This is a genomic window from Limosilactobacillus mucosae, assembly GCF_046939755.1.
Taxonomy (GTDB): Bacteria; Bacillota; Bacilli; order Lactobacillales; family Lactobacillaceae; genus Limosilactobacillus; species Limosilactobacillus mucosae_A.
Genome location: NZ_JBKZAY010000033.1, coordinates 1 through 19,323, shown reverse-complemented (window position 1 = coordinate 19,323; position 19,323 = coordinate 1). Strand labels below are relative to the sequence as shown.

The window sequence follows — 19,323 nt, the reverse complement described above, 5'->3', positions numbered from 1 at the left end:
CACGAACTTCTCCGTCAAACCGTATTGGTTCTGCGTGTATGGTACCGGCGTGTCTTCGCCTGGGTTGGCTGGAGTTACAGGACTTGGGTCTACTGGCGTCCAGTTTGGAACGTCTGGAATTGGTTCGTTTGGTACTACCTTAGTTGGATCGTTAGGGTCCGTTGGGTAAGTTGGCGTGTCAGCACCTGGAATTGGCGTGCCGTTTGGATCCACTGGAACAAGCTTGCCGTTTGGTGCGTAGGTTACCATTTCTTCAACGTCTGGGTTGTCAACAGTTGCCGTCAAGCCACCGGCTACCTTCTTGTCAGCGTGGTAGCCTTCTACTACTGGAGTGTCAACAGTGTTGAAGGTCTTTTCACCTGTCCAGTCAGTGTAGGACAGAACCTTACCAGTTACCTTGTCAATCGTAACTGTCCGCGTGAAGGCATCCTTCTGAGGCACAACGTTGTCGGCTGGGGTGTCGTCACCTGCACCTACGTAGTGGATGGTTTGGCTGGCGTCCTTAACCAGGTTCTTCCGGTCAGTTTCTTCACCGTAAACTGGACTGTTAGGGTCGTCAGGGTTGATCGGTTCACCTGGAGTACCTGGGTTTTCTGGCGTTACTGGTACAGTCTGGTGGCCGTAGTATACAGTTACCGTAGTATCAGTAGTTGAGCCATCAACAGTCTCTGCTTCAACAGTTGCCTTGTCTGGGGCAGTGTAGCCGTAGTCTGACAGGTCAGCAGAATCTTGCTTAGTCCAAGTCTGATCAGCTACCTTCCAACTGTCGTCAAGCGTGTAGCTAGTACCGTCTTCTGAAACAGTACCATAACCAATCTTGTTGCCCTTGTTGTCGTAAATTACTGACCGCGTCAAAGTAGCCTTTTGAGTTACTGACGGTTCAAGTTCTGCGGGAATTGCTTCACCAGTTACTGAGTCAACGTAGTTGATGGTTCTAGTAACAGTCTTGCTTTCCTCATCCTTGAGTGAGTAAGTCGTCTTGCTGTAAGTTACAGTTACAGTAGTGTCTGCTTGATCTGGAGTAACCAGCAGTGATTCAACCGTTGACTTGTCTACCTTGTCGTAGCCTACTGAACTAGGGTCAGCTGACTTAACAGCTTCCAAAGTCTTTTCAGTTGGAGTCCATGCCCGATCTGCACTTTCAGTATCAACCTTGCCATCATTGTCAGTGTCGTAACCAAGGATCTTGCCAGTTACCTTGTCAAGGATGGCAGTCCGAGTAAATTCGGCAGTTTGAACGTATGAGCTAGTACCATCTGGTGAACCGTTAACCGCGTTGCCATCTTCGTCAACGTAGTTAATCGTCCGCTTAACAGTAGAAGTCAAATCATCCTTTGATACACCATCTGGGTAATCTACATTGCCCTTAGGATTGATTGGTTCACCTGGAGTACCTGGGTTTTCTGGCGTTACTGGTACAGTCTGGTGGCCGTAGTATACCTTTTCCGTTACGTTGGTCGTGTCGCCATCAACCGTAACTGCAGCTACTGAAGCACGATCAGGTGCCGTGTAGCCGTAATCCGACAGGTCAGCAGAATCTTGCTCAGTCCAAGTCTGATCAGCCACCTTCCAGCTGTCATCAAGCGTGTAGCTTGAACCATCTTCTGAAACAGTACCATAACCGATGAAGTTCTTTTGGTCATCGTAAATCTTGGTACGGTTCAGCGTTGCCTTCTGAGTAACCGTTTTTTCCAAGTCAGCCGGAATTGCTTCACCAGTCACGCTGTCGTAGTATTCGATCGTCCGAGTTACGTCCTTGGATTCAGCTTCCGTGTGGTAAGTTACTTGTTCGTAAACGTAGTAAACGTCGTTAACCGTGGTGGACTTGATCGTACCAGTAGCGTCTGATGGAGTTACATTGTAAGTGTAGCCGTTGACTTCAGTCGTACCAGCAGTCCCCATTGACTTGTCGCTCTTAACGTAACGGTAAGTCTTACCATTAACAGTAATGGTCTGTGGCTGGTATGTTGAGCCAGTTACGTCGTAAGAAGTATTGGCACCTGAATTTTCGTACGCACTAACCGGAGCTTGAATTGCCGTACCATCGCTGGTTACATAATTGATGCGGACCTGACCTTGTGGAGCGTAGTAGTATTTTGCGGGTTCTTGACCTTGAGTTAAACCGTTGGCCAAAATGATGACCGCAAGGTGGCTCTTGTATCCAGCTAGTTGTTCCTCAGTAAAGCCTGCATCCGTTATATACTTTATACCGTCCGGTCCATTAATGTAGTATGAAGCACCATCCCCGTAGTTACCGTCAGAAGCAGTCGCACCAGGTGCCAAGGAAGCAGTGGATAAAATTGTCTTCCAAATATTCGAGTCATTAAGACTGCTAATTGTAATCGCATTGCCGTCAGCATCTTTTTTCAAGGCAACTCTTACTTCGACTTTAGCGTCCCCATATTCTGATGTAGCAACGTAAACTCTGGCAAGCTGAAGTTGATCAGATAATTCCAAATTACCACCGGCATATACATCACCAACATTATATGTTTTACCCAAAATACCAGTTGTTGTAGAGGGAGAGCTGATTAAATCATAGCCCTTGATTACCCTAGAATCGGAAATAGTATATGTGTAACCTTGACGACCTCCTTCTTCGTATGTTGCCAAGGTAGTTTCATTTCCAGCTGCATCTTGAGCAATATATTCAGTTTTGATGACCCCCGTAGCTGGGAACAATACTGATGTATAGGTCCCAGGAGTAGCGCTACCAGCAGATATTGCTTTACCATTACTATAAACGGTTACTGCAGTCAAAGTACCGTTATTAGGATTAATCGCAATCCGAGAAGTAGAAGCATTGCCAATCTTAGTACTAGTATACGTAAGTTCATAATATTGAGTAACGCCAGCTACTAGACTAGATAATTCAAACCCATCAGTACCATTATTAACTTTTACTGCACCCGAGTTAGGAGTTAAAGCCCGTTCCCATTTAACCGTATCAGTAGTAGCATCAACTACTTGTGCATATACAGTACTGTCGTATGTACCGTTCGTTGCGTTCTTGCTAGTTGAGAAACGTAAGTAATAGTTGGTATTATTTTCACCGTTATAGCTCTTAAATTTGCTAGCGTCACCACTAACCCATTTATCAAAGTCGCCACCTAAGCTGACAATCCCAACCGTGTAGCGTCCTTCAGTTGGGTCAGCCTTGTAACCACTTGGGATATTTGAATTATCAGCAACCAGACTTGCACCATTGGCATCACTCATCTCTGGCGTAACATCACTGTCAGTCAAGCCCTTAGCCTTACCTTCATCAGTGATCTTGCCTTCTGCAGATGCCGCGTTGTCAGTAGCAGCAGATGAGGCAGCTGTAGTTGCTGCTGGAGCCGTGGATGCAGCTTGTGAGCTGCCCGACGTTGACGTTGCGGCTGCTGATTGGCTGTCTGCTGAAGCTGAGGCAGCCGTTGCCGTTTGCGCGCTGGTAGCTGCTGAACTGGCAGCCGCACTATTGTTGGCATCGCTGGCAGCAGTGGAAGCACTGTTCAGCGTAACCGCGCTGGCACTCGTATCGTTAGCAGTACTGGTTACGTTAGTCGTGTCGGCACTCGTATCTGCATTCGTCGTATCAGCTGATACTTGGCCATTGCTGAAGAACATCAGCGTCCCCAAAAGCACGGATACCGTTCCGATGCTCAATTTACGCAGTGAGAACCGTTGAGCGCGGTTGGCACTCTTTTGTTCCTGCATATATTTATTATTCTTGGAATACATATATGTAGACCTCCTAAAAAAACTAAAATCTCAATATTGAATAAAGCTAATACCGAGGTTTCCTGCAGTTGCTTATCTCATAAGTAATATTAATCGCTCTATAATTTAAATTGAAAATATCTAAATTTTCATCAACGGTTAAGTTCACTTTTATGTCGATAAGCAAACTTCATATCAACACGAATGATTGTATATGGGAACTTACAAAAAATAAAGGCTTATCCGCCTTCTTATAAGCTGATTCACTTTGTTATACATCGAATAGTAACAGATGGTTTCTTCAGTGTATTTAAGAAACAAATTATTTATCAAAAGTAACTAACCGGGAAAATAAGCAGCCATTTAAAGCCAGATCGGTTTATATATCGATAACGTCCAATGCCGACCATAAGCAAACAGCCGTCCCGTGTCCATCCACGTTAACGGCTGTTAAATAAACTATCTAAACAATCCCAACAGCATCAGCCCCAGCGTAATCAAGAGAATCACTCCCATGATCAGCTGACCAAACCACGATTCACGCGGATTCTTTTGATAAGTGCGGGCCTTTTCGCGTTCAACCTGAGCCAAACGCGTGCTGGCATGCCGCTCGACCAGATCATCATTCTGGTTGGGCTTGGTTAATGAATCAATTTTGCGTGTTGCCATCTTAAGACCTCAATTCACTAAAGAGCTTTTGATATTCTTCGACTTTGGCATCCCCGGCAAACTCACGCTGAGAATCAATCAGCTGCTCCATGACGGCCGGTTTGACCATTGCCAATAAGAGCTTTTCAACCATGGCGTCAAGCTGCGTCTCATCATAACGATTATCAGGCGCCACCAGTGCTGGCAGATGTAGCGTATCATTAAAGCCCAAAATCAGCTGGTTGTTCTCAAAGGCAGCCCGCACCGCGTCCATGATCTGATCCCCATGATTGATATCCAGATAGACATCACAATCGGCCATCAGCTGCTTGGCCTTTTCAAAAGTGACAGTTGGATACAAATGGACGTTGGCCTGTTCACCGATCTGCAGCAGTTTTTCTGACATCTCGGTCAATGCCGCCACGTGAAAATCAAAATTCTTAAGCTGGGCCGCCAGTTCAGCAAGCATCTCAATCTGATCAGAATTAGTCATGATCAAAATGGCTGGCCGCATTTGGTTGCCACGCGGATGCGGATAAATCGTACCCAGCTGCCGCACCTTAACGTCACTTGGCTGCATCTCGTCATCTGCAGGCTTGGCAAATTTTTCTTGATACTGCACCCAGGCCTGATGATTCTGCATCCAAATCTGTTTGGTCCGCGTCTGATTTTCAAAGATAAAGCGCATGTTGCCAGGCAGCTCATCACCCAGTCCTTCCTGCCAGATCAAAACATCACTGGCGTTTTCGCTTGGCAGCTTCAAAGTCGTAAAGAAAGCCTGATTCAGCGTGTTATAGATGATGTGATCCAGCTGATAGCCGCTGTGCTGTAAAAAGTCGGCCGTCAGTTCCAGCCAGTTAGCGAAATGACGCTGGCGACCATCTGCATACAAAAAGATATCGTCAGTCGTCAGGTGCTGATCGATTACCACATTCTGCGCCTCGTCATAATACTGTTTCAGCTTTGCCTGCCCTTTCGCATAAAACGTCTTGGCGAAACGCTGCCCATGCTGATCGTATTGATCGATCCACTGTAGCTCGCCAGCCGCGTTGAGCCATTCAACCTGCTTGACAAAGCGCGTATTATCATTTTTAAAAAAGCGGATCTCAGCACGCTTGGTATTGAGATCATAAACCTGAGCCCCACTGGCATCCCCTTTGATCTGCCAAAATCTCGGCACGCTGACCTGATCAAAATAAAGCGGCTCGCCAGTCTGCTTACGATACTGCTTGATTGGTGAATCGACCTCTGCCGGCAAAAAGCCATCATCATTGATCACCACCGTTGGCACCTTGATACCAGCAATCTTTTGCGAGCGGACCAGGTCAATGCTGCCACGCTGCCAGTCGTCAAATAGATTAAGCATCGATTTCCTCCTTTACCAGCCGCTGCCATTTTGCAAGAATCTGATCATCTAAGTAATGCTCAGCAATTTCATAAGAATGCTGACTAAACTTCGCGCCCTGGCTTTCATCGGCAAACAGCCGCTTGACTGCCGCGGTCAACGCCGCCACTTTTTCAGTTTCATCCTGCTGCTCATCATAAGGCAGCAAAAAACCGTTTCGCTCCGGATCAATAAACGTCTGATTACCGTATGGAACGTCAAATCCGATCATTGGCAAGCCTCCACCAACTGCTTCTAACAGACTCAGCCCAAAGCCTTCACTAGTTGAGGCCGCGATGTAGCCGGCGTAGTTTTGGTAGACGTCATCCAGCCGGTGCTGTCCCATCAGATGAATATAGCCGGTTGCCTGGGCTGCGTCGATCTGCCGCTGCAGTCGGTCATGCTGCTCGCCATAGCCATAGATATCCAAAACCAGATCTCCAACCGTCCGACGTGCCGCGATGACCGCGCTGATCAGCCAATCAATATGCTTTTCGCTAGCCAGCCGGGAAGCCGTAATCAGCGTATGCCGACGTCGCTGCTGATATGGACGCTGCTTGAGGCTAGTCAGACTGCCGACTGGTATCACGACAACCTTGGCATCAACGTGCTGATACTTTTTAAGCTGTTTGACCAGCATGGCTTGTTGGGCCGCGGTTGCCACGATAAAAAAGTCAGTGTCGGCCGCGTGCACGAATTGATACTCATAAAAGTTGTTCCAGAGGACGCGCTTATTATCCGTATGATGCGCGTCATAATGTTCAGCATGCACCACCACGCCCAGTTTGGCTGATCCATGCAGCTGATACCAAAGCTGACCGCTGCTTAGATCCGGACTGTCCTCCCGATCCAAAATTACCAGATCGTCCGCCTGTAGGTTCAAACGACGGATCATTTCCGCGTACAGTTCGGTTTTGGAGTAATAGATCCGCTCTGGAAACTCAAAGACCTCGTTTTCACCATTAAGATACTGATGGTAGGCCACACTGCCATCTTGATTCAAAAAATCTCGTAGATAAACCTGGCCGCTGCCATCCAAATACTCCACGGCATAGCGGCTGGCGCTGAAGAATTCTCGCCTCACCAGGCGTGGTCCCGCGAAATACTCGGCATAGTCAATCAACTGCTGTTTTTGATCTACCACATGAACCCTGATCCGCCACTGGTCAGCTGATTCAAAATCAACCAGCTGCTTGTTGCCGACAAAAGTCTGCGTCTTCATTGGCACGTCCTGCAACGCATGCACCTTACGAAAATCGTCCAATGAATAGGTTGAAGGCGCAATCGGCATATCGGTAAAAAAGTTGTACAGCCAGATGACTTGCTCATCACGCAGTCCCAGATTGCTCGTTAACGCTTGAAGATTGTCAGCCAAAATCATATCCGAAAAGATAAACCGCGCCGCAATACCTGCCTGTTCAAAAATCTTGGCGCGATAAGCCTGAGCATACTCAACTCCACTGCTGGCCCAGCCAATGCCAAGATTAACGTTATAAACCGTCATTTTCTCACCTCTATTTAGATAAATTCCAAAACCAGTTCCTGCTTGCGATTAACCTTGAGCAGACTGAGCAGCAGATGGCGCACGGCCACCAGCCGCACCTGATCAAACATCTTTTCAAATGCCTCATAGGCCTGCTTGTGGTAGACGTACACCGCGTCTCGCTGCATCAATGACCACGGCTCGGTATAAGACTTCAGTCGCTCCAAAAATGCGACCTGATCAATCCAGCAGTCATCCAGACTCTTAAGCAGCGCGGCACGGTAGAACTGATCGCACTGTTCCGGCGTCAAGAGCTGTTTTTCTTTTGCGTCCAGTACCCGGCTGCTCAGCTGCATCAAATATGACTTGATCGCCGTCTGATCAGTAAAGTCGATTGCGGGCAGTTCCGTAATCAGATCATAGGTAATCCAATGATTGATCAAATCCTTCAGCAGTTCGGCATTCCAATCCGTCCGCTCAGCCAGCAACTGATCAAACCCGCGTGCCAACCAATGTTCCGCGGCCTGGCGATAGTCCTTGAGTTCCATCACCTGCTCGCGCTCAAAATAAAAGACCTCTCGCTGCATGCGCATGCTGTGCTCATAGCGATAAGTACGCGCCCGCTGATTCTGTTCCTTATCCAGCAGCCGTTCATTTAAAAAGTGCATCGAAATCCAGAGCGAAGGACCGCGCAACTGTCGCGGCTCGTCAATTGGGTGCTTGGCGCGGTGGCGTTTTTTACGGCGATAGTAGTTCTGCAGCTTGACACTGCTGTTTTTGCCAACCAGATCGTCTTCTAATGACCAAAAGAAAATACTGGAACCAGGATCGCCCTGTCGTCCAGCTCGGCCACGCAATTGTTCGGCAATTCGTGGCAGCAGCAGCTCAGTACCAATCACGGCAAGGCCGCCAAGCTCTTTGACGCCCTTGCCAAGCTTGATGTCGGTACCCCGGCCAGCCAGATTGGTCGCGACCGTCACGGCTCCTTTTTGACCGGCTGCCTTAATAATCATGGCCTCTCTTGCCTCATTGCGGGCCGTCAAAACATTGTGGGCAATGCCCCGATTCAGCAGCAGCTCAGAAATGATCGCCGAATTTTCAATTGAACCAGCAATCAAAAGAATCGGCCGTCCCTCTCGATGCAGTCTCATCGTCAAATCAATCGCCGCCCGCAGCTTTTCGCCGGTCGTCAAATACAGCCGAGGCGAGAAATCCTTGCGCACAACCGGACGATGCGTTGGAATCGCAACGACCTTCATCTTGTACAGGTTGATAAACTCGCTGGCTGATGAGCGCGCCGTCCCCGTCATCCCCGCAACGTTTTCAAACAGACCGAATAAGCTCTGATAAGTCGTTGAGGCAACGGCCTGCTGATTATCGGTGAGTTCGACACCTTCTTTCTGCTCAACGGCCTGCTGGATCCCAGTGTTGATCTTCATCCCTTTTAACAGGCGGCCATTAGCTTCATCAAGCAGTACCACCTTGCCATCCTGGACTTCATATTCATGACCGCGCTGCTGCAGAAAATGGGCCTGCAATGCCAGATTAATATGCCGATATAATTCACGGCGCTTTGGACTGAACAAATCATCAATGCGGAAATAGCTTTGAGCGTACTCAATCCCGGCCTTGGTCAGCCAGACCGCTTGATCCTTAAGATTCAGTCGATATTCTTGACGATAGCGCAGCGTCCGGACAAACAGATCGGCTTGCCGATAAAGATTCGACTGCAGCGATGGCTTGCTGGAAACGACCATTGGCGAATTGGCCCCGTCCAAAAGCACCGCGTCAGCCTCATCGATAATCACGAAATGATAAGGCCGCAGATACTGATCACGCGGATTGGCCGCCAGATTATTGAAAAGGTAGTCAAACGCCAGCGTGGTCCCCGTCGTGTACATCACGTCGGCATTATACCAGCCTCGTTTTACCGCGGGCTTGACCTTTTTTGCTTCATCGTCTTCATCACCAGCCTCTGGATCAAACCCCAGGCTGCAAGTCAAACCCAGCCATTCGTACAGCGGCGCCATCTCCTCTTGATCACGCTTGGCAAGATACATGCTGGGCGTAACCAAAATCGCGCCCTTTCGCGTCAGACCGTTCAGATAAAGCGGCAGCGTGGCCGTCAGTGTCTTGCCCTCACCGGTTTTCATCTCGGCAATCTGCCCCTGTTGCATGACGATGGCCCCCAGTACTTGAACGTCAAACGGGTACATTCCTAATACTCGGCGCGCGGCCTCGCGTACGGTAGCATAGGCTTCAGGCAGAATCTCCATTAAAGTCGCCCCTTCAGCCAGCTGAGCGCGCAGCTTTGGCGTTTGCTCCCGCAGCGACTGGTCATCCAGCGACCGCATCTGGGGCGCCAGCGCGTTGACTTGCCGCAAGATCCGCCGTGCTTTTTGATATTCCCATGAAAAGCTCATTCAAAATTCCTTTCTGGCCGCGGATTCTCATTATTGATCATCACAAAAGACCCTAAAAACGGCCGAGCTCTATTTTGGCCGCGCGACTCCCAGCTGATCGCGCAGTTCCTGCAGAATCGTCATGATTGGCAAGCGAACCACGCCTTGCCAAAAAATATCGCTACGGTAATTAATCTGATAGCGCTCGATCCGTGAATTAATCGGCAGCTCATCTGGGGCCAGGGTAAAGCCATTCCAGGCTGACTGCTGCTCAATCAGTTGATGAACCAAGGCGTTGGTCGCCGGTGAAGTGCCAATCAGATTCACCCGGCCATGATCAGGGATTGCCTGCTCAAGCCGCGTTTTCGCCAAATCTACCGCGTCGTTTCTTTCCTGCCACGGAATCACCACCGGCAGCAAATTGGATACGAACCGCTGCTTAGCCAAAGCGTTGTAATCAATTCCGCTGCTCGTTCGGCGCGTTTCCAACAGCAGGACGCTGACTGGCTGACCGGGAATTGGATTGCTTAGCGTTGGCAACGTAATGTACTGCTCAGTTCCTTGGTCAGAAATCTCCAGTCGTTTGAAATCCAGCTCCCAGCAGCCCAGATTGACCAGTTCGACGGTATAGCTGACCACTTCTAAGGGGCAAGTAACCGTAAGCTGATCGCCATGTGCTTGAAATTCCTTAATCACGTCGCCCTGTGCATCATAAAAAGACGCCCTCAGCATAACGCGCGCTGCCGGTTTAACTTTCATCACGGCCTTGAACTGGTAAGCCTGCTTGCTGAGCAGTTCCGGCAGCTGCGGGACCACGCGCTGAGCTTGATAGTTGCCTGCCGAATGCCACTTGACCAGCGTTTTGCCCGGTGCCATCAGCCGATTGACGAAATGAACCGACTGATCGGCGCGTACGGTCATTGCCGAGCCATAGCGATAGTTGTTATTCGGCTGATTGCCCCAGTAGATATAGTTCAGCAAATCCTCACCTTCCAAAATCTTCTTTTAAGACGCGCGCGTACTGCCGCAAGAACCATTTGATCATCCCGCTGCTGTCGTCATTGTGGCGGCCGGGCAGACCATAGTAGTTGATCTGGCGAGCCCGCCCTAACAAATGTTTTTTCAAGGTGGCCAGCGCGTTGGGATCATAGTCATCGTCAAACATGTACGCAAGGTTGAGTGACGTCTCGCTGGCATCTTCATGGATCAGTGTCTCTATGATTTTTTGATCCAGCTGCCGCAGACTGGTTTCGTCCAGCTCATTTGGCGCGGTAATCAATTCTCTGGCTAGGTCAAAACTGGTCCCAAATTCGTCTGGCCGAGCCAAGCGACTCCGCTGTGCGATCGTTCCCAGATGCACCAGCGGCTTGGCGGCAATTACTGCATGAGCCTTTTGTCGCAGACCAAATTTAATCGCGCCATAGGTTCCCATTGAAATGCCCGACATCACCAGCTGCGTATGGTCAAATCCCAACAGCTGCAGGTGCTGATCAATAATCTTAGGGATGGCCTGGTTAAAGAACGGTCCCGTGTAAAAAGCGCCCCCCTCTAACCGCGAATCGGTAATCAAAAGATAGGGAACCTTCATTTTTTTCATCATGAAATAGCCTTCAAAGCTTTTCTTTGAATGATAGCCGGCAAAATAAACGCACAGCGGCGGCCGCAGATCACCCGGATTAAAGTAGAACTGTACCTCGTCGCGCGACTGAGGATCCTGCCAAGCCTGACCGCCGTTGATAAACGTGCCCAGCTCATAGCGCGCCCAGCGAAGCTCAAGGTTGCCCAACGTCAGCTGGCCATGTCCCTTAGCAAAGACGATCGCGCTCAAAAACTGGTTGTGATCGGTTATCGGCGTTGGTATTACCTGCGGCTTTTGCAGCTGGGCTTCGGAAAACTCATAAGTCTGCCGCTCACTGCCATAAACCAGAACGAAGCGGTAGCGAATCTCCACACCGGCATCATGCTGAAAAACTGGCCAGACCGTCAGCTGCCGTTTGGGATCGACAAACAGATTGGTACGCAGGTTGGCTAATGGCTGCCAATCATCACTGTCAACCGTCAGCTCCAAGGCGGCGGAATCTTTCCAACGCTGGTTTCCTTGATAGTCGGGACTGACGGAAAAAGCATCCGGACCGAGTCCAACTCCCTGCTGACCAACATAGTAGTATTGAGGAATTGCTGAAACAAAGACTTGATGATCGCTTTTTAACAGCCGCGCCTGCGTCCGCGCCAAAAAATACTGCTGCAGCTCATCGCCGGCTGCTTCAGGCAAAAAGACCACGTTATATGGATCTACCTTGGCATGCAGCTGCTCCCATTCAACCGGGGTCATTTCTAGCTGGTCGGCAATAATCAATAGCTCAAACCGCATTTTTTTGACTTTTAATTGCGCCAGGTCGTTGAAGTACCACCGTACGCCCGTGGGAATCCGCAACGTCTGTGACCAGTCCGCGCCCCCCAGCTGCAAGACTCTAATCGTTTTCAATTCTTAATCCCCTTTTCTACCACAGATTCTGCCAAGCATGCATGATCATTTCATCTGAGTAGCGATTGATCAGAGCAACCGAACTCACCAGGGCCTCATTCCATTGCTTCATCGAGCCCAGATAGTAGTCCAAGGCTTGGTCCAGCTGACTGAGCTGCTTGATCCGCAGCCCATTTTGCTGATGCGTGACCAATTCGCTGGCCGTCCGGTTGATCTGCGGTACGCCAACGCTGACAGCCGCCATCTGAATAAAATCATCCGGCGCCGCGCTGAGATCTACCAATACGCGGGTCGTGTCCAATATGGTCAAGAGGTCCTTAGGCCGCGTGATCCGCTTGGTATTAATTGGAATCGGCTGCGCGGTCTGCAAGTCCTCCATGTCCGGCGTCAAATCCGCGTCTTGCACGTCCGCGTTTGGCTTCAGCTGCTCAGGCGTTGGGTTGAGCATAACCAGCGGATAGCGATCCTGAGCAAATTCTTTGATTATCTCCTCAGCGTGGCTTAACAGATCATCGTCATAGCTGACCAACTTTAGGTTTTCGTTAAAGCGGGCCTGATCAAGTCGGGCCAAAAGCCGTGCTAAAACGTCGCGCAGTTCAGCCGACGTTAAATCGTTGACCACCAGCAGGATCGTCTGTTCCAATTGTTCTTGACTGTGGCCCAGATGAAACTGAGCTGAAAAAATCGGCAGCAGCAAGGTTTCACGGTCATCGCCCAGCAGTTCATGTACTCGCGCGTCAACGGCAGCCGAGTCCGTAACCAGCTGGCCGGTAAAATCACCCAGTCGTGGCAAAAAGTTTGCAAAAGCATGCCAGCGACTGATGACTACCGCGGTTTTGAAGCCGTTAAAAAACGATAGCTTGGCCCGTTGCTGATCAGCCGCCGTAAAAATAATCTCGTCTTGTTTAACGTCAAGGTTTTGCTTGATGAGCTGCGGCAAAAAATCATCAATCAATGCCTGCCGATCCTGGTATTCAGCCTTGTTAAAGTCTTTGGCAAACCACGGATTGACAAAAACACGGCCATCCGCGACTCGTTCCTTAACACGCCAGCTGCCGGCTGGATTTAAAAACAGCCGCTCAATCAGCTGCGCTTGTTCATCGTAATTCTGTAGACAAGACACCCAGCCCCTTGAATCCATTATTAGATCTTGAAAGTGCCGTCCATGTTCAAAGCGCTCAATCCGTAGAATCTGTCCCCGAGCGTTAAACATCACCTGGGCAATCTTTTGGTCATCACAGTAAGCCACTACTCGAAACGGATCGTATTCAAACCAAGTCCCGCGTGGCCAGTTAAAGTCCGGTAAGTCCAAAATCTGCCTGGCCTGCGTATCGCCAACCCCCTGCACCAGATCAAATACCGTCAGCAAAGCATCCGGTGCCAGCCCAGCCTCGTTCAGCTGCGCCGTAAGCTGCGGCACGTATTCACTGACGATTGCGCCGCATTGGGCATCGTTGCGCATAAAGATTTTTAAATTGTTGATCGCATCATCAAACTTAAGATGATCAACGGCAAAGGCCCAGTCATCAAGCTCGTTTTGCCAAGCCGGCACGAAATACTTCATCTTCCAGATCTCCCTTCAACTTGGCATAGCGGCGCGGAATCTTGAGCTCGTCCAGCTTGTCGAGCAAACCATTCATAAACATCACCAGCATGATCAGCTGAGCCATCAACTGAAGGATGCTGCCCCATTCATTTTTGATCAAAGAACCCGAAAGACTCATCACAATCACACCCATTGCCAACAGCGCGCCAAAAAACGTCAGACTAAACAGGCGCTGCCGCAGATAGCGCTGCGTTGCCTTCCCCGGCTGCACGTTTAAAAGGTAGCTGTTGGTGTACAGCATCTGCTTGGCCTGCTGCTTAGGATTGAACTGCAGCCACGCAAAAAAGTAGGTCAGCAAAAAGGTCAAACCAGCCGCAAAGCCAATCTGAAATTGCGAATTCAATAAAAGCGTGCGGTGTCCCAGTCTAGCTCCAATCAAAGCCGGCAGTACCGCCAGCGCCGTTCCAATCATAAAGGTCATCATGACACCCAGATTAAGCCCGATCGGATACATCAAAGGCGGCGTGTAGCTTGGCAGATAGGATCGGATCTGCGCGTCCTCATAGCGCGCCAGCCGCAAAGCCGCTAAAAACCAGATCAGTCCCAGACTCAAGAGCGCGACTCCCGCTATCAACAGCCAACCTTGCCAATTTACCGCCAATTGATGAATCAGCTTGCCCGCCTGTGAGACCACGCTCCGCATCATGTTGCTGATGATAAGCACGATCATGCCGCCAATCCCCAGAGTGCCATTCAGATTGCCCAGCCAGGTAACCAGCATCGCGCCCGCCGTTAACGCCGCGATTGCCGTGATTTTTGCCAACGAGCCATCAACCAAGCGCGCGTTGCCAACCAACAGATGAGCTTCAAAAACGGCAATCAGCATCGTCAGTATATTCTGTAGCAAAAGAATCTGCCGCTGCGAAAGCTCCCGTAAATATGGCAGTTTTGCCAATAAAACCAGCTGAATGGCCATCATTGCTACCATAAAGGGCGTAAAGCCAATGGTAAAAAGCGACAGTTTCGGCAGATTGGCCCCCGACATGGCAGCCAGGGCGCTGACTGAAGATTCATGCATCAGCTGCTGGTAGTGATGCGTGAGCTTGACGGCCGGTACCGGAACCTGACTGCCCAACAGATAGATTGTGATGGCCATCAGCGTAAAGCCGGCCTTTTTTAAGATACCTTTAGTTTCAGAAAGCATTGCAACCCCTTTGATCGTTCATTATTCTTCCGTTCTTCAAAAATATTCTGCAAGAAAAGCTGTTCTTTAGGGCATACTAAATCATTTTTCTAAGCACATAAGACTACTCTTCCAGGCGCGCTTGAAAAACGGCTTCGGTCAGCGCCCGTTTGGTAAACATTCCCTGCCGATTGAGCCAGCCAAATTGATAGACGTGATCAGCCATTTGCCGGTACTGCTCTTCAGTGACTGACTGTACCCATTCACTGGCTTCGGCAAGCGAGTCAACCACTTTCCCCAGATGATATTTTTCAACGAGATCCGCCTGCGCGACGCCGCGATGAATAACAATCGGCAGACCAGCCGCGAGATAAGAGCCGAATTTAAAATTGGAATTGAGCTTCATATACTTAAACCAAGTCGGTGAACTTTCCCAAAGCAGGCCAAAGCCCCCGTTTTGATGCAGACACTCAACCAGATGCTCATTGGCTACATAACCTTGGAATCTGACTTGGGGATTGTTAAGTGGGGTGGCTGGGTCGGCAAACACCTCAAGCGGAACCTTTTCGTGCCAATCGTTGATAAAGGTAAACTTGTCAGGACTGCCCGCAAAATTAAGCACCGTACGATATGGCGATTTTCCAGTCAAAGGATCGGTAGTTACCGCGTCCCAGGCTTGCTGATAAACAATCTTTTTGACTTTGAGGCCCCATTTGTCCAACTCCTGCTTCATCTGTGGCATTGGCAAAATCAAAACATCAGCCTGATTGTAAAAGTCGATCCATTCTGGTACGCGCGCGGGATTATCAAACATCAACGGCGCCACGTCATGCACGAACATGATCAATTTAACGCGATATTTTTGACGGTAGGCGTTGATCTTGTCAACCAGCCGCTGCTGCCATGGCATTTCCATCCAGGTTGGCTCTTGTAAAATTACGATATCATCGACCGTCAATGATGACAGAATGCCATCCAGCCGTGCCGATAATTCGCCTGCGGATTCAGCCGAGGCATTATAAAAGTAGTAGCCCAATTCTCTGATGCCAATCTCATCAGCAAATTGAGCGGCCATATTTTGAGCAATCTGGGCCGTACTGTTTTTCATTTGGCCATGCATATTTGTAATATAGACCGTCATTAACTTTCGCTCCTCTTACACTTATCATTTTATAAGCATTATCACAACTAATAACAATATACATAATATTTTTTCGAAATGGCCGTTAATTCCAGATGTTGCACAGATCAACATGAACTTACATTTGAATATAACTTTCGAAACTTTTTGGCGATTTAAGTGATAAAAACTAAAAAAACGCTGCGATCAAGGCGTTTTTGCCATGATGCAACGTTCTTCGTTTTAAATATCAATCGATCAGTTACTTATCTTCATCAGTTCGTTTACGTCCCAAGGCAGCGGCCAATGCACCCAGCATTACAGCTGACAGTCCCAGAATTCCTGCTTGAGAATCATCAGAACCACTAAGCTGTGGCAGTTTTTCAGCCTGCTTTTTAACGGCCGGCGTTGTGCTTGACATTGGTTGACTTGACACAACACGTTGCGTTGTCTGCTGTTCAACTGATGGTACGACACTGTCAAATGACTGCATGTCTACCAACGTCACTGGTTCAATAAGTGAGCGGCCATTATTGTTTTCAATATAACCGCCTGAATTAGAGTCGGTGTTATGAGCAATGCTTTCCGAAATGGATTGGCTGACGCTATTCACCTTGCTGTTGGAAATGGATTCCGACAGGCTGCGCGACTGACTCTTGGAAACACTTTGCGATGCGCTCTTAGAGATTGATTGACTCGCACTCATCGAAGCCGACGCACTTGCACTTACTGATGCACTAGATGATGCCGATTCGCTCGCACTTACGGATGCACTCGTTGAGGCAGACTCGCTCGCGCTTACGGATGCGCTAGTCGATGCAGATTCGCTTGCACTCAGGGAGGCACTAGTTGAGGCCGATTCACTCGCGCTTACTGATGCACTCGTTGAGGCTGATTCACTCGCACTTACTGATGCACTAGTCGAGGCAGATTCACTGGCACTCAGTGATGCACTGGTTGATGCTGACTCGCTGGCACTCAGGGAGGCACTAGTTGAAGCAGATTCACTCGCACTCAGGGATGCACTGGTTGAAGCGGATTCGCTCGCACTTAATGATGCACTAGTCGATGCCGATTCACTGGCACTTACTGATGCACTAGTTGAGGCCGATTCACTCGCGCTTACTGATGCACTCGTTGAGGCTGATTCACTCGCACTTACTGATGCACTCGTTGAGGCTGATTCACTCGCACTTACTGATGCACTCGTTGAGGCTGATTCACTCGCACTCAAGGATGCACTCATTGAGGCTGATTCGCTTGCACTCAGTGATGCGCTCGTTGAGGCAGACTCGCTCGCACTTACTGATGCACTCGTTGAGGCGGATTCGCTCGCACTTACTGATGCACTTGTCGATACCGATTCGCTCGCACTTACTGATGCACTAGTTGAGGCAGACTCACTTGCGCTCAAGGATGCACTGGTTGAAGCTGACTCGCTTGCACTCAGGGAGGCACTAGTTGAGGCCGATTCACTAGCGCTTACTGATGCACTAGTTGAGGCTGATTCACTCGCACTTACTGATGCACTAGTTGAGGCTGATTCACTCGCACTTACTGATGCACTCGTTGAGGCTGATTCGCTTGCACTTACGGATGCACTAGTCGATGCCGATTCACTCGAACTTACTGATGCACTCGTTGAAGCAGATTCACTTGCACTCAGTGATGCGCTCGTTGAGGCAGACTCGCTCGCACTCAGGGAGGCACTAGTTGAGGCGGATTCACTGGCACTCAGTGATGCACTTGTCGATGCAGATTCGCTGGCACTTACTGATGCACTCGTTGAGGCTGACTCACTCGCACTCAAGGATGCACTTGTTGATGCTGATTCACTCGTGCTTACTGATGCACTAGTTGAAGCGGATTCGCTGGTACTCAGTGATGCACTAGTAGATGCCGATTCACTCGCGCTTACTGATGCACTAGTTGAGGCTGATTCACTCGCACTCAAGGATGCACTAGTTGAGGCCGACTCACTTGCACTCAGGGAGGCACTAGTTGAGGCTGATTCGCTCGCACTCAAGGATGCACTTGTCGATGCAGATTCACTGGCACTCAGTGATGCGCTAGCTGAGGCGGATTCACTGGCACTTACTGATGCACTTGTTGAGGCTGATTCGCTCGCACTTACTGATGCACTTGTCGATGCCGATTCGCTCGCGCTCAGTGATGCACTAGTCGAGGCTGATTCGCTGGCACTCAAGGATGCACTCGTTGAGGCAGATTCACTCGCACTTACTGATGCACTAGTCGAGGCCGATTCACTCGCACTTACTGATGCACTTGTCGATGCCGATTCACTGGCACTCAGTGATGCACTCGTTGACGCAGATTCGCTGGCACTCAAGGATGCGCTCGTTGACGCAGATTCGCTCGTACTTACTGATGCACTGGTAGATGCCGATTCGCTGGCGCTTACTGATGCACTAGTCGATGCCGATTCACTCGCACTCAAGGATGCGCTGCTTGAAGCTGATTCACTCGTACTTACTGATGCACTCGTTGAAGCTGACTCGCTTGCACTCAGGGAGGCACTCGTTGAGGCCGATTCACTAGCGCTTACTGATGCACTAGTTGAAGCTGACTCGCTTGCACTTACTGATGCACTAGTTGAGGCTGATTCACTCGCACTCAAGGATGCACTGGTTGAAGCTGACTCGCTTGCACTCAGGGAGGCACTAGTTGAGGCCGATTCACTTGCACTCAGGGAGGCACTGGTTGAAGCTGACTCGCTTGCACTTACTGATGCACTAGTCGATGCCGATTCACTCGCACTTACTGATGCACTAGTTGAAGCTGACTCGCTTGCACTTACTGATGCACTAGTCGATGCCGATTCACTCGCACTCAAAGATGCACTCGTTGAGGCTGATTCGCTTGCACTTACTGATGCACTCGTTGATGCTGACTCGCTGGCACTCAGGGAGGCACTAGTTGAGGCTGATTCACTCGCACTCAGGGAGGCACTAGTCGATGCCGATTCGCTCGCACTCAGTGATGCACTCGTCGATGCCGATTCGCTCGCACTCAGTGATGCACTCGTTGATGCTGATTCACTCGCACTTACTGATGCACTGGTTGAAGCTGACTCGCTCGCACTTACTGATGCACTGGTTGAAGCTGACTCGCTCGCACTTACTGATGCACTAGTTGAGGCTGATTCACTTGCACTCAAGGATGCACTGGTTGAAGCTGACTCGCTGGCACTTACTGATGCACTAGTCGATGCAGACTCACTCGCACTCAGGGAGGCACTAGTTGAGGCTGATTCGCTCGCACTTACTGATGCACTTGTCGAGGCCGATTCACTCGCACTTACTGATGCACTCGTTGAGGCAGACTCGCTTGCACTTACTGATGCACTCGT

11 protein-coding genes and 1 pseudogene are annotated in these 19,323 nt (G+C 49.7%); 1 reads left to right on the top strand and 11 read right to left on the bottom strand.

Going from position 1 to position 19,323, the window contains the following annotated elements:
- From ACLUWI_RS09065 to ACLUWI_RS09015, 11 genes and pseudogenes are all read right to left on the bottom strand, one after another.
- Positions 1-3,723, bottom strand: a 3,723-nt coding sequence (locus ACLUWI_RS09065; RefSeq protein WP_412147053.1) for a mucin-binding protein, incomplete at its 3' end; no start/stop codon positions are given.
- A 438-nt stretch (positions 3,724-4,161) separates the two neighbouring features.
- Entirely contained in the window at positions 4,162-4,371 is a 210-nt protein-coding gene (locus ACLUWI_RS09060) for a hypothetical protein (RefSeq protein ID WP_272218073.1), read from the bottom strand.
- 1 nt (position 4,372) lies between these two features.
- Positions 4,373-5,716, bottom strand: coding sequence for an accessory Sec system glycosylation chaperone GtfB (gene gtfB / locus ACLUWI_RS09055; RefSeq protein WP_412147052.1), 1,344 nt, complete (start codon positions 5,714-5,716; stop codon positions 4,373-4,375).
- Positions 5,709-7,238 (bottom strand): accessory Sec system glycosyltransferase GtfA, encoded by a 1,530-nt coding sequence (gene gtfA, locus ACLUWI_RS09050; RefSeq protein WP_412147051.1) that lies wholly within the window; start codon positions 7,236-7,238, stop codon positions 5,709-5,711. Before gtfA ends, gtfB begins: the two co-directional genes overlap by 8 nt.
- A 14-nt stretch (positions 7,239-7,252) precedes the next feature.
- Positions 7,253-9,640, bottom strand: a complete 2,388-nt coding sequence (gene secA2, locus ACLUWI_RS09045; RefSeq protein WP_412147050.1) for an accessory Sec system translocase SecA2 — start codon at positions 9,638-9,640, stop codon at positions 7,253-7,255.
- A 69-nt stretch (positions 9,641-9,709) separates the two neighbouring features.
- Positions 9,710-10,600 carry an accessory Sec system protein Asp3 gene (gene asp3, locus ACLUWI_RS09040; protein ID WP_412147049.1) on the bottom strand — a complete coding sequence of 297 codons (891 nt, stop codon included), beginning with the start codon at positions 10,598-10,600 and terminating at the stop codon, positions 9,710-9,712.
- Between the two features lie 4 nt (positions 10,601-10,604).
- Positions 10,605-12,104: an accessory Sec system protein Asp2 gene (asp2, locus tag ACLUWI_RS09035; RefSeq protein WP_412147048.1), complete on the bottom strand. Its 1,500-nt coding sequence runs from the start codon at positions 12,102-12,104 to the stop codon at positions 10,605-10,607.
- Between the two features lie 16 nt (positions 12,105-12,120).
- Positions 12,121-13,668 carry an accessory Sec system protein Asp1 gene (asp1, locus tag ACLUWI_RS09030; protein ID WP_412147047.1) on the bottom strand — a complete coding sequence of 516 codons (1,548 nt, stop codon included), beginning with the start codon at positions 13,666-13,668 and terminating at the stop codon, positions 12,121-12,123.
- Positions 13,631-14,854: a hypothetical protein gene (locus tag ACLUWI_RS09025; protein WP_412147046.1), complete on the bottom strand. Its 1,224-nt coding sequence runs from the start codon at positions 14,852-14,854 to the stop codon at positions 13,631-13,633. Before ACLUWI_RS09025 ends, asp1 begins: the two co-directional genes overlap by 38 nt.
- A gap of 103 nt (positions 14,855-14,957) precedes the next feature.
- Positions 14,958-15,974: a beta-1,6-galactofuranosyltransferase gene (locus ACLUWI_RS09020; RefSeq protein ID WP_412147045.1), complete on the bottom strand. Its 1,017-nt coding sequence runs from the start codon at positions 15,972-15,974 to the stop codon at positions 14,958-14,960.
- 241 nt (positions 15,975-16,215) lie between these two features.
- A pseudogene (locus tag ACLUWI_RS09015) lies at positions 16,216-17,853 on the bottom strand (hypothetical protein); the annotation flags it as partial.
- Between ACLUWI_RS09015 and ACLUWI_RS09010 the strand changes: the two are divergent.
- A partial coding sequence (locus ACLUWI_RS09010) for a hypothetical protein (RefSeq protein WP_412147044.1) occupies positions 17,792-19,323 on the top strand: 1,532 nt, incomplete at its 3' end. The pseudogene ACLUWI_RS09015 and the gene ACLUWI_RS09010 sit on opposite strands and share 62 nt — an antisense overlap.